Source organism: Polaromonas sp., assembly GCF_018780625.1.
Lineage (GTDB): Bacteria > Pseudomonadota > Gammaproteobacteria > Burkholderiales > Burkholderiaceae_C > Polaromonas.
Map to the genome: position 1 here is coordinate 1 of NZ_JADMJK010000088.1, position 11,718 is coordinate 11,718.

11 protein-coding genes are annotated in these 11,718 nt (G+C 62.6%); 10 read left to right on the forward strand and 1 reads right to left on the reverse strand.

The window, feature by feature from the left end:
• The 8 genes from IV091_RS08065 to IV091_RS08100 form a co-directional block, all read left to right on the forward strand.
• Positions 1 to 612, forward strand: a 612-nt coding sequence (locus tag IV091_RS08065) for an ATP-binding cassette domain-containing protein (RefSeq protein WP_293467378.1), incomplete at its 5' end; no start/stop codon positions are given.
• Positions 613 to 778: 166 nt separating this feature from the next.
• Positions 779 to 1,708, forward strand: a complete 930-nt coding sequence (locus IV091_RS08070) for a branched-chain amino acid ABC transporter permease (RefSeq protein WP_293467380.1) — start codon at positions 779 to 781, stop codon at positions 1,706 to 1,708.
• A 25-nt stretch (positions 1,709 to 1,733) separates the two neighbouring features.
• The gene (locus tag IV091_RS08075; RefSeq protein ID WP_293467381.1) at positions 1,734 to 2,810 is read left to right on the forward strand and encodes a branched-chain amino acid ABC transporter permease; all 1,077 of its coding nucleotides are present in this window, start codon (positions 1,734 to 1,736) and stop codon (positions 2,808 to 2,810) included.
• A gap of 73 nt (positions 2,811 to 2,883) precedes the next feature.
• Complete coding sequence (locus IV091_RS08080) at positions 2,884 to 4,212, forward strand: ABC transporter substrate-binding protein (protein WP_293467383.1); 1,329 nt, start codon at positions 2,884 to 2,886, stop codon at positions 4,210 to 4,212.
• Positions 4,213 to 4,315: 103 nt separating this feature from the next.
• A complete protein-coding gene (locus IV091_RS08085) occupies positions 4,316 to 5,125 on the forward strand; it encodes an ABC transporter ATP-binding protein (RefSeq protein WP_293467385.1) in 810 nt (269 codons plus the stop codon).
• Positions 5,126 to 5,468: 343 nt separating this feature from the next.
• Positions 5,469 to 6,725 carry an AMP-binding protein gene (locus tag IV091_RS08090; RefSeq protein ID WP_293467387.1) on the forward strand — a complete coding sequence of 419 codons (1,257 nt, stop codon included), beginning with the start codon at positions 5,469 to 5,471 and terminating at the stop codon, positions 6,723 to 6,725.
• A gap of 90 nt (positions 6,726 to 6,815) precedes the next feature.
• Entirely contained in the window at positions 6,816 to 7,805 is a 990-nt protein-coding gene (locus tag IV091_RS08095) for a tripartite tricarboxylate transporter substrate-binding protein (RefSeq protein ID WP_293467389.1), read from the forward strand.
• 146 nt (positions 7,806 to 7,951) lie between these two features.
• Positions 7,952 to 8,968, forward strand: a complete 1,017-nt coding sequence (locus IV091_RS08100) for a tripartite tricarboxylate transporter substrate binding protein (protein WP_293467391.1) — start codon at positions 7,952 to 7,954, stop codon at positions 8,966 to 8,968.
• 71 nt (positions 8,969 to 9,039) lie between these two features.
• On the opposite strand, the gene IV091_RS08105 is transcribed toward IV091_RS08100, so the two are convergent.
• The gene (locus IV091_RS08105; protein WP_293467394.1) at positions 9,040 to 9,336 is read right to left on the reverse strand and encodes a DUF1840 domain-containing protein; all 297 of its coding nucleotides are present in this window, start codon (positions 9,334 to 9,336) and stop codon (positions 9,040 to 9,042) included.
• Between the two features lie 147 nt (positions 9,337 to 9,483).
• Here IV091_RS08105 and IV091_RS08110 point away from each other — a divergent pair, with 147 nt between their 5' ends.
• Both IV091_RS08110 and IV091_RS08115 read left to right on the forward strand, forming a co-directional pair.
• Entirely contained in the window at positions 9,484 to 10,245 is a 762-nt protein-coding gene (locus IV091_RS08110; protein WP_293467396.1) for a 2OG-Fe dioxygenase family protein, read from the forward strand.
• A gap of 127 nt (positions 10,246 to 10,372) precedes the next feature.
• A partial coding sequence (locus IV091_RS08115; protein ID WP_293467398.1) for an FAD-dependent monooxygenase occupies positions 10,373 to 11,718 on the forward strand: 1,346 nt, incomplete at its 3' end.

The window sequence follows — 11,718 nt, forward strand, 5'->3', positions numbered from 1 at the left end:
GTCTACACGCCGCAGGAAGGCTCGATCACTTTTCGCGGCAAGAAGTTCGACCACATGAACTCGCGCCAGGTGGCGGAAATGGGCGTGGCCCGCACTTTCCAGAACCTGGCGCTGTTCAAGGGCATGAGCGTGATCGACAACATCATGACCGGGCGCAACCTGAAGATCAAAAGCAACTTGTTTTTGCAGGCGCTGCGCATCGGCCCGGCCGAGCGCGAGGAAATCCGCCACCGCGAATTTGTCGAAGGCATCATCGACTTCCTGGAAATCCAGGCCTTTCGCAAAACCCCGGTCGGCCAGTTGCCCTACGGCCTGCAAAAGCGGGTCGATCTGGGCCGGGCGCTGGCGATGGAGCCGCAGGTGCTGCTGCTCGACGAACCGATGGCCGGCATGAACGTCGAGGAAAAGCAGGACATGTGCCGCTTCATCCTGGACGTGAACGAGGAGTTCGGCACCACCATCGTACTGATCGAGCACGACATGGGCGTGGTGATGGACATTTCCGACCGCGTGGTGGTGCTCGACTACGGCAAGAAAATCGGCGACGGCGAGCCCGAAGAGGTCCGCAACAACCCGGACGTGATCAGCGCCTACCTTGGCGTGGGGCATTAATCATGAATCGCAAAAGCAGGAAAGCTATGAAAAACACAGTGCGAATGACTGCGGCCTCAGCCAGCGGCCGCAGCGGAACCGGCTTTGCCGGGCCGCAAGCGGCGTCCCCCGGAGGGGGAGAAGCGGCTACGCGCAGCGAGTCCGCAACAGGGGGGAGCCAATAATCATGGCTTTTTTCTTGGAAACACTGATTGGCGGCCTGATGGCCGGCATGCTGTATTCGCTGGTGGCGCTCGGCTTCGTGCTGATCTACAAGGCGTCGGGCGTATTCAACTTTGCGCAGGGTGCGATGGTGCTGTTCGCAGCGCTGGCGATGGCCCGGTTTTCGGAGTGGATTCCGAAGTGGACCGGCATTGACAACCTGTTTGTCGCCAACCTGATCGCGTTTGCGATTGCCGCCGTGCTGATGTTCGTCGTGGCCTGGCTGATCGAGCGGCTGGTGCTGCGCCACCTGGTGAACCAGGAAGGCGCGACGCTCCTGATGGCCACGCTGGGCATTGCCTATTTCCTTGAAGGTCTGGGCCAGACCCTGTTTGGCAGCGACATCTACAAGATCGACATCGGCATGCCAAAAGACCCGATCTTCATGCTGGACTCGGTGTTTCCGGGCGGCATCTTGATCAACAAGGAAGACGTGATTGCCGCCGCGATTGCCGCCGCGTTGGTCATCTTGCTGAGCATCTTCTTTCAGAAAACCACCACCGGCCGCGCCCTGCGCGCCGTGGCCGACGACCACCAGGCCGCGCAGTCCATCGGCATTCCGCTGAACCGCATCTGGGTCATCGTCTGGTGCGTGGCTGGCGTCGTGGCGCTGGTGTCCGGAATGATCTGGGGCTCCAAGCTGGGCGTGCAGTTCTCGCTGACCACGATTGCGCTGCGCGCCCTGCCGGTAGTGATTCTGGGCGGGCTGACCTCGGTGCCTGGCGCAATCATCGGCGGCCTGATCATCGGCGTCGGCGAGAAGCTGTCCGAGGTCTACCTCGGCCCGTTTGTCGGCGGCGGCATCGAGATCTGGTTTGCCTATGTGCTGGCCTTGGTGTTTTTGCTGTTCCGTCCGCAAGGCCTGTTCGGCGAGAAGATCATCGATCGCGTTTAAGCCATAAGAAGAATAAGGAAACACCATGCTCTACCGCGAAAACGGCCAGTTCAAGACCACTTACCGGGCTGACCAGCAGATCTTCCCGATCACGCAGGACCGGATTGCCATTGGCCTGATGCTGGCCTTTGCCTTTATCGCCGTGCCGCTGCTGGCCAGCGATTACTTCTACGCCTCGATCCTGATTCCGCTGGTCATCATGTCGCTGGCCGCCATCGGGGTGAACATCCTGGTGGGCTACTGCGGCCAGATTTCGCTCGGCTCGGGCGCCTTCATGGCGGTCGGGGCTTACGGCGCCTACAACTTTTTCGTGCGCATCCCGGGCATGCCGCTGATCCCGACCTTGATCCTGGGCGGGCTGTGCGCCATGTCGTTCGGCATCTTGTTTGGCCTGCCCAGCCTGCGCGTCAAGGGCCTGTACCTGGCCGTGGCCACGCTGGCGGCGCAGTTCTTCAGCGACTGGATGTTTTTGCGCATCAAGTGGCTGACCAACGACTCTGCGTCGGGTTCGGTGTCGGTCAACCAACTGCAGGTGTTCGGCCTGCCGATCCAGAGCCCTGTCTCCAAGTATCTGTTTTGCCTGGTGATCCTGCTGGTGGTGGCGCTGCTGGCCAAGAACCTGGTGCGCGGCGCGATTGGCCGCGAATGGATGGCGATTCGCGACATGGACGTGGCCGCAGCCGTCATCGGCATCCGGCCGATGTACGCCAAACTCAGCGCCTTTGCCGTGAGTTCCTTCATCATCGGCGTGGCCGGCGCGCTCTGGGCCTTTGTGCATCTGGGCTCGTGGGAGCCGGCCGCATTCTCGGTCGAAATTTCCTTTCGCCTGCTGTTCATGGTGATCATTGGCGGCCTGGGTTCGATCATGGGCGGCTTTTTTGGCGCGGCATTCATCGTCGTGCTGCCGATTGCGCTGAACCGCTTTTTGCCCGCCTTCATGAGCCTGTTCGGCATCGAGATTTCAACCGCCGGCGTGTCGCATGCCGAACTGATGATTTTTGGCGGCCTGATTGTCTGGTTCCTGATCGTCGAGCCGCATGGCCTGGCCCGGCTGTGGTCCATGGCCAAACAAAAAATGCGCCTGTGGCCATTTCCACATTAAGCGCATTGAGCGCATTGACTGCCGAAAAAGTTTTTTCACCGTGCTTCAACACTTTTATACCAAGGAGACATCCATGAAGCTTTCGAAACTCGTGATCGCCGCGACCGTGGTCGCCGCTGGGGCAGCATCGCTGTCCACCAGCGCCTTTGCGCAAGCCAAGGAGCAGTTTTTCCCGCTGCTGTCTTACCGCACCGGACCCTACGCGCCCAATGGCACGCCCTGGGCCAACGGCAAACAGGACTACATCAAGATGATCAATGCCCGCGACGGCGGCATCAATGGCGTCAAGATCACCTATGAAGAATGCGAAACGGGTTACGCCACCGACCGCGGCGTGGAGTGCTACGAGCGCCTGAAGAACAAGCCCGGCGTGGCGCTGTTTGATCCGCAAGCGACCGGCATCACTTTTGCGCTGACCGAGAAAGCCCCGATCGACAAGATCCCGCTGGTCACGCTGGGCTATGGCCTGTCGGTGGCGCAAGACGGCATGGCCTTCAAGTGGAACTTCCCGCTGATGGGCAGCTACTGGACCGCCGCCGACATCCTGATCCAGCACATCGGCAAGACCGCGGGCGGCATGGACAAGCTCAAGGGCAAGAAAATTGCGCTGGTCTACCACGACAGCCCGTTCGGCAAGGAACCTATTCCGCTGCTGCAGGAGCGCGCCAAAATGCACGGCTTCGAGTTGCAGCTGCTGCCCGTGACGGCGCCTGGCGTCGAGCAAAAAGCCACCTGGCTGCAGGTGCGCCAGGCCAAGCCTGACTATGTGCTGCTGTGGGGCTGGGGCGTGATGAACTCCACCGCCCTGAAGGAAGCCCAGGCCACCGGCTTTCCGCGCGAAAAGCTGTATGGCGTGTGGTGGGCCGGCGCCGAGCCCGACGTGCGCGACGTGGGCGAAGGCGCCAAGGGCTACCAGGCACTGGCGCTCAACGGCTCTGGCCAGCAGTCCAAGGTCATGCAGGACATCCTCAAGCTGGTGCACGACAAGGGCCAGGGCACGGGTCCGAAGGACGAAGTGGGCTCGGTGCTGTACACACGCGGCGCCATCATCCAGATGCTGGGCATTGAATCCGTGCGCCGCGCCCAGGAGCGTTTTGGCAAGGGCAAGGTCATGACCGGCGAGCAGGTGCGCTGGGGCATGGAAAACCTGGCCCTCGACCAGAAAAAGCTCGACGCACTGGGCTTCAAGGACGTGATGCGCCCGATCTCCACCAGCTGCGCCGACCACATGGGCTCGACCTGGGCACGTGTGCAGACCTGGGACGGCAAGAAGTGGAACATGACATCGGACTGGTACCAGTCTGACGACCAGATCATCAAGCCGCTGGTCAAGTCCGGTTCCGACAAGTACCTGGCCGACAAGAAGCTGACGCGCCGCACCGCAGCGGACTGCCAGTCCTGATCGGATAAACCCCCTGTGCGGCTCCTTCGGGAGCCGCCAGGCGAGAGGCTTGCGCGGCAGACCTCTCGCCTGGCATAGACAACGACTGACACAGAGAAAACCTATGGAACCTAAAAAAATTGTCCTCAACGTGAACGGCATCGAGGTCATCTACAACCATGTGATTCTGGTGCTCAAGGGCGTTTCGCTACAAGTCCCCGAGGGCAGCATCGTGGCCATTCTGGGCGGCAACGGCGCGGGCAAGACCACCACCCTGCGCGCCATCTCCAACCTGCTCCAGGGCGAGCGCGGCGAAGTCACCAAGGGCTCGATCGAGTTGCGCGGCGAGCGCATCGAAAACCTGTCGCCGGCCGACCTGGTTCAGCGCGGCGTGGTGCAGGTCATGGAAGGGCGGCACTGCTTTGCCCACCTGACGATCGAGGAAAACCTGATGACCGGCGCCTACACGCGCACCAGCAAGGCCGAGATCGCGGCCAACCTGGAAAAGGTCTACAACTATTTCCCGCGCCTGAAAACCCGGCGCACTTCCCAGGCGGCCTACACCTCGGGCGGCGAGCAGCAGATGTGCGCGATTGGCCGCGCGCTCATGGCCAACCCGAGCATGGTGCTGCTGGACGAGCCGTCCATGGGACTGGCGCCGCAAATTGTTGAAGAGGTGTTCAACATCGTCAAGGATCTGAACGAGAAGGAAAAAGTCACCTTCCTGATCGCTGAGCAAAACACCAACATGGCCCTGAAATACGCCGACTACGGCTACATCATGGAGAGCGGCCGCGTCGTGATGGACGGCGTTGCCAGCGACCTGGCCAACAACGAGGACGTGAAGGAGTTTTACCTTGGCGTGGGCGGCGGCGAGCGCAAGAGCTTCAAGGACGTCAAAAGCTACAAGCGCCGCAAACGCTGGTTGGCCTAGATGGCCCCCACGCTCCCCACTGCGTGTGGTTCGCTGCCCCCCGAGGGGGCCGCTGCGCCTGCGGTCTGGCGAAGCCAGTCCCGCGGCCCCGGCTGGCTGGGGAGTTCCGCACCCACGCTTGTCGCTTTGCGTACTGCGCTGCCTCCTCCTTGAGAGCGCTAGCCATGCACACCTCTTTTCTTGCCTGGTTTTTCTCCTTCCCCCGCTGGGGGAAGGTGGGGATGAGGGTCTCCCCGAATCCGCCCTCCCCTGGCAGCCGGCATGCATCAGTCAAGCATGAAAAGCCGTCGGCCACCACTGGCCGCATCCCCGCCTGCTTTAACTCTCAACCCAATACCCTGTCATGACATCACTCCACATGGATGCGCTGGAAATCCGCCACCCAGCCGAACGCGAAGTGGCCCTGATGGCCGCCCTGCCCCGGCAGATCGCCCACGCAAAAATGCATGCACCGGCCTTTGCCACCCTGCTGGCCGGCATCGACAGCGCCGCCGTCAACTCGCGCGCGGCGCTGGCGCAGCTGCCCGTGACCCGCAAGCACGAATTGCTGGAACGCCAGCAGGCGGCACGCCAGGCCGGCGGCGACATCTTTGGCGGCTTCAGCGCGCTGCGCTACGGCGCCCATATGCCGCATGTGTTTGCCAGCCCCGGCACCATTTACGAACCTGAAGGCACGCGCAAGGACTACTGGCGCATGGCGCGGGCCATCTACGCCGCCGGGTTTCGGCCCGGCGAGCTGATTCACAACTGTTTCAGCTACCACTTCGTGCCGGCCGGCTCCATGATGGAAACCGGCGCGCATGCCCTGGGCTGCACGGTGTTTCCGGGCGGCACCGGACAGACCGAGCAGCAGGTGCAGGCCATGGCCGAGCTGCGGCCCGCAGGCTACATCGGCACGCCAAGCTTTCTCAAAATCATCATTGAGAAAGCCGCCGAGATGAAGGTGGCCCTGCCCACCGTCACGCGGGCGCTGGTGTCGGGCGAAGCGTTTCCGCCCAGCCTGCGCGACTGGTTTATTGATCGCGGCATCGCCGGCTACCAGTGCTATGCCACGGCCGACCTGGGCCTGATCGCCTATGAGACCGAATCGCGCGAAGGGCTGGTGCTCGACGAAGGCGTGATCGTTGAAATTGTCCGTCCCGGCACCGGCGACCCGGTGCTTGAGGGCGAAGTCGGCGAGCTGGTGGTGACCACGCTGAACCCTGACTACCCGCTGATCCGTTTTGGCACCGGCGATTTGTCGGCGCTGTTGCCGGGCACCTGCCCCAGCGGCCGCACCAACACCCGCATCAAGGGCTGGATGGGCCGCGCGGACCAGACCGTCAAGGTGCGCGGCATGTTTGTGCACCCGGGGCAGGTGGCCGAGATTGCACGGCGTTTTCCGGAGGTGATCAAAGCCCGGCTGGTGGTCAGCGGCGAGATGGCCAGCGACAGCATGTTGCTTCAGGTGGAGGCGGCTTCGGCGCCTGCGGGGCTGGAGCCGCGCATCAGCGAGGCCATCCGCGATGTCACCAAGCTGCGCGCCACCGTCCAGCTTCTCGCGCCGGGCAGCCTGCCCAACGATGGCAAGGTGATTGAAGACGCACGAAGTTACAAATAGCGAAGTAAAGGGATTGCACTTAAGTACTTCCCGCAATTGAAACCTGGCGGTCGCGTCCTAAACTAAATCGTTCATTATCTGGAGACCCCCATGAAACGATTGTTAGTTCTTGCCGCTGCGGCGGTCAGCCTTTTTTCAGCCAACGCCCAAACGTTCCCGGGCACCAAGCCCATCAGTTTTGTGGTGCCCTTTGCAGCCGGCGGTCCCACCGACCGCGTGGCACGCGACCTGGCTGAAGCCATGCGCAAGTCCATGGGCGGCGGCGCCAACTTTGTGGTGGAAAACGTGAACGGCGCAGGCGGCACCATTGCGGCCACCAAAGTCGCCAAGTCAGCACCTGATGGCCACACCTTGCTGCTGCACCATATCGGCATGGCTTCGGCACCGGCGCTGTACCGCAAGCTGCAGTACAAGCCCCTGGACGACTTTGAATACCTGGGCATGATCAACGAAGTGCCCATGACGCTGATTGGCAAACCCCAGCTGGTGGCCAACAACTACCGCGACTTTGAAAACTATATCCGCGCCAACGCCGGCAAACTCAACATTGCCCATGCCGGTCTGGGTTCAGCGTCCCACCTGTGCGGCTTGATGTGGCAATCGGCCATCAATGCCAAGGACGCCATGACGACCATTCCGTTTGGCGGCACCGCGCCAGCCATGAATGCACTGGTCGGCGGCCAGGTCGACCTGATGTGCGACCAGACCACCAACACCAGCGGACAAATCGAGGCAGGCCGCGTCAAGGTCTTTGCCGTAACGACCGCCAAGCCGCTGTCGTCCAACAAGCTGCTTAAAGACGTGCCAACTCTGCAGGAAATGGGCCTGAAAGGCTTTGACCTGACCATCTGGCACGGCCTGTATGCACCTAAAGGCACACCGCCTGCCGTGCTGGCCCAGATCAACGCGGCACTCAAGCTGGCGCTCAAGGACCCCGAGTTCATCAAGAAGCAGGAAGGCCTGGGCGCCGTGGTGGTGGCCGACAAGCGTGTTGAGCCTGCCATGCACAAGGCCTTCGTGGCCAGTGAGCTGTCCAAGCTCAAACCAGTGATTGAAGCTGCCGGCAAGTTTGCCGACTGATCTGATCCATCCCGCTTTCTTGCAAGCCGCCCGGTCACAGCCGGGCGGCTTTTTTTGTTGCAGGTGCGGGATTGCACCGATGGAAGCGGGCGCGGCACGCGCCTAAGCTGAGGGTTTACGGGCACCCCCCGCCCGACAGGAACACCATGACCTCATTTATCAAGATAAATCGCCGCTCCGCTCTCATCAGCGTTGCATTGTCAGCTATTACTTTCGCAGTAATTCCGGCGGCAGCACAAACCAGCTGGCCCAACAAGCCCGTCAAAATCGTGGTGCCCTTTGCGCCCGGCGGCACCACCGACATTCTGGCCCGCGCGGTGGCACCTGAATTGTCCAAGGCGCTGGGCCAGCCCTTCATCGTCGAAAACCGCGCCGGCGCCGGCGGCAACATTGGCGCAGACCTGGTGGCCAAGTCGGCGCCCGACGGCTACACCGTGTTGATGGGCACCGTGGGCACGCACGGCATCAACAAGTCGCTGTATTCCCGCCTGGCCTACGACCCGCAAAAAGACTTCGCCCCCATCACGCTCGTGGCCGGCGTGCCCAATGTGATGGTGATGAACACCGAGACCGCCAAGACCCTGGGCATCAACAACGTGCCGGACTTTATCCGCTACGCCAAAGCCAACCCGGGTCGACTCAACATGGCCTCCAGCGGCAACGGCACCTCGATCCACCTCGCGGGCGAGTTGTTCAAGTCGATGACCGGCATCTACATGGCGCACATTCCCTACACGGGCTCGGGCCCCGCCATGATGGCCATGGTGTCCGGCAATGTGGATGTGATGTTTGACAACCTGCCTTCCGCCATGCCGCAGATCAAGGGCGGCAAGCTCAAGGCGTTTGCAGTGACCAGCGCCCAGCGTTCCGCCGCTCTGCCGGACCTGCCCACCATCGCGGAGGCGGGCGGCCCCACGCTCAAGGGCTTCGACGCAAGTTCATGGTTTGGCCTGCTCGCGCCCGCAGGCACGCCGCCCGACATCGTCAAGCGCATGCAGGAAGAAGTCGCCAAGGCGCTGGGCACCCCCGCCATCAAGGAAAAAATGCTGGCGCAGGGCGCCATTCCCAGCGGCAACACGCCCCAGCAGTTCACCGACTTCATCAACGCCGAGCACGAGAAATGGGCCAAGGTGGTGAAGGCATCGGGCGCCAAAGTCGACTGACTGCACGCCCGGTCAGCCGCAAAAAAGCCCCGAAGTCCGGGGCTTTTTCAATCCGCATGGGTGCAGAAAAACTACACGCCCCAGACCACCTCGTGGCCAGCACGGTGGTTGCGCTGCAGCAGCTCAACGAAAGGCAGGGCGCGCTGGCGCAAGCCCGGGCCGTCCCCCTGCACCACGCCGGCCTCTTTCTCGGCCAGTTCCTCCGCTTCAACGGCGGCGTGCAAGGCCGCAATGGCGGCAGGCATCTGCTCGGGCAGGATGATGCCCTTTGGGCCGGCATCCTTGCCAATAATCTCCAGAACGCGGCGCCCATTGGGCTCCAGCATGATCACATCACCGTAATCTTTTGATTTGAATTTGTACAGCATTGAAGACTCCTCTGGTTAAACGTGCAAGCCATTATCAGCAGCCTGGCGCCGCCTGTCTGTAGGTCGTGTCCACCTCTTTTTGCCGCTGATGGCCAGGCGCTGCGCCCCGGCCTGCGGGCGCGGCCGGCGCTGACGCAAAATAGCAGCATGTTCAATATTGCAAGCGCTCAAAAACCGGCCGCCCAGGCACTTCGTCAGGACGGGCTAAGCCTGCTCCTGCCCGCCGACCTGACGACCGAACTTCAACTCCCGATGCCCCAGTGGCTGCAGGGCTGGCAGCCGCTGACCGATTCATGGAACCGGCTGCCGCCCGATGCCCACCTGCGCGATGGCGGGCATTACCGCCGGCGCCGGCATGGCTGCTTTGTTCAGGAACTGCCCAGCGGGACGCTGACGCAAACACCGCACCGCGCCCACTGGCAACCGACCGACTACAACGCCCTGCACGGCGGCTTTGAGCGCTGGTTTGACCCCATCGAGCCTGGCGTGGTCGAGGCGCCCGCCTGGACCGACCTCCTGGTCAGCCTGGGGCAGCTGTTTACGCAGGTCAAGGCCGTGCCGCGCTGGTTCATCGAAGCGCACCAGTTCCGCATCGACACCACCGGCGGCGTGGGCCGGCCCACGCCGGAAGGCGCGCACCGCGACGGCGTCGACTTTGTCGTGGTGCTGCTGGTGGCGCGCCAGGGCGTCAAAGGCGGCGAAACCCGGGTCTTTGATGCCCATGGGCCGCACGGCATGCGTTTTTTGATGGAGCAACCCCTGACCGCCCTGCTGATGGACGACGAGCGGGTGATTCACGAAACCACCCCCATATTGCCAGCCGATGTCCCGGCCGCAAGCGCGCCCGTTCAAGGCTTCAGGGACACGCTGGTGCTGACTTACCGGGCCGCGGGCTTCCAGGCGCCCTGACAGCGACGGGGCTGTCACGCAGCCCCCGTTTTCTTTTTGTACCCGCAGCACCCGGGACAACCCTGCTTGACGCATTTAGTTTAAACCTAAACAATTAAGGCTCGATCAATCCATAGAGTACGCATTCATGCACATTCTTTGCCTGGGCGGCGGTCCCGCAGGTCTGTATTTCGCGCTGTTGATGACGCTGCAAAACCCGGCCACCCGCGTGACGGTGCTGGAGCGCAACCGCCCGTTCGACACCTTTGGCTGGGGCGTCGTGCTGTCGGACCAGACGCTGCACAACCTGCAGGCCGCCGACCCGGTCAGCGCGCAGCTGATCGGCGAAGCCTTCAACCACTGGGATGACGTCGAGATGTTTTTCAGGGGCACCGCAGTGCGCTCGGGCGGCCACGGGTTTTGCGGCATCGGCCGCAAGCGCCTGCTCAATATCTTGCAGGACCGCTGCATCGCGTTGGGCGTGGACCTGGTGTTTGACACCGATGTGCAGGACGACCAGGCGATCGCCGCCCAGTACCAGGCCGACCTGGTGATTGCCTGCGACGGCCTGAACAGCCGAATTCGCACCCGCTATGCCGCCACCTACCAGCCGGATGTGGAACTGCGCGCCTGCCGCTTTGTCTGGCTGGGCACGCACAAAACCTTTGACGCCTTCACCTTTGCCTTCGAGCAGACGGAGCACGGCTGGTTTGCCGCCCACGCCTACCAGTTTGACGCCACCACCTCGACCTTCATCGTTGAAACGCCCGAGGCGGTATGGAAAGCCCATGGCCTGGACCAGCTGAGCCAGCAGGACGGCATTGCGTTTTGCGAGCGGCTGTTTGCCAGGTACCTGGACGGCCATGCGCTGATGAACAACGCCACCCATGTGCGCGGCTCGGCGATCTGGATCCGCTTTCCGCGCGTGGTGTGCGAGCGCTGGGTGCACCATGAAAAAATTGCCGGCAAGCGCGTGCCGATTGTGCTGATGGGCGACGCGGCGCACACCGCGCATTTTTCGATTGGCAGCGGCACCAAGCTGGCGCTGGAAGACGCGATTGAGCTGGCGCGCTGCCTTGCAGGCCAGCCCGCCCTTGATGCGGCGCTGCAAACCTACGAAGCCGTGCGCTCGGTCGAGGTGCTGAAGATCCAGAACGCGGCGCGCAACTCGACCGAATGGTTTGAAAACGTGGACCGCTACAGCGGCCTGCAAGCCGAGCAGTTTTTCTACTCCATGATGACGCGCTCCCAGCGCATCAGCCACGAAAACCTGCGCGTGCGCGATGCCCAATGGCTGCAGGGCTACGAGCAGTGGCTGGCCGAAAAGGCCCCCACGCTTTTCACTTCGTGTAATGCGCTGCCCTTGCAGGGCGCCACGCCGCCAGAGGCGGCGCATCTGCAGGCTGTCCAAGCCCGCGCAGGCGGGCTTGGAGCCGCAGCCCGCGGCCCCGGCTTGAAAGACGAGGCTCCGTCGGAAGGCGGCCTTCGACAGGC

Bases quoted from the DNA above. Each gene is read 5' to 3' on its own strand.
- IV091_RS08070 (WP_293467380.1), top strand. From the start codon at position 779: ATGGCTTTTTTCTTGGAAACACTGATTGGCGGCCTGATGGCCGGCATG.
- IV091_RS08075 (WP_293467381.1), top strand. From the start codon at position 1,734: ATGCTCTACCGCGAAAACGGCCAGTTCAAGACCACTTACCGGGCTGAC.
- IV091_RS08080 (WP_293467383.1), top strand. From the start codon at position 2,884: ATGAAGCTTTCGAAACTCGTGATCGCCGCGACCGTGGTCGCCGCTGGG.
- IV091_RS08085 (WP_293467385.1), top strand. From the start codon at position 4,316: ATGGAACCTAAAAAAATTGTCCTCAACGTGAACGGCATCGAGGTCATC.
- IV091_RS08090 (WP_293467387.1), top strand. From the start codon at position 5,469: ATGACATCACTCCACATGGATGCGCTGGAAATCCGCCACCCAGCCGAA.
- IV091_RS08095 (WP_293467389.1), top strand. From the start codon at position 6,816: ATGAAACGATTGTTAGTTCTTGCCGCTGCGGCGGTCAGCCTTTTTTCA.
- IV091_RS08100 (WP_293467391.1), top strand. From the start codon at position 7,952: ATGACCTCATTTATCAAGATAAATCGCCGCTCCGCTCTCATCAGCGTT.
- IV091_RS08105 (WP_293467394.1), bottom strand. From the start codon at position 9,336: ATGCTGTACAAATTCAAATCAAAAGATTACGGTGATGTGATCATGCTG.
- IV091_RS08110 (WP_293467396.1), top strand. From the start codon at position 9,484: ATGTTCAATATTGCAAGCGCTCAAAAACCGGCCGCCCAGGCACTTCGT.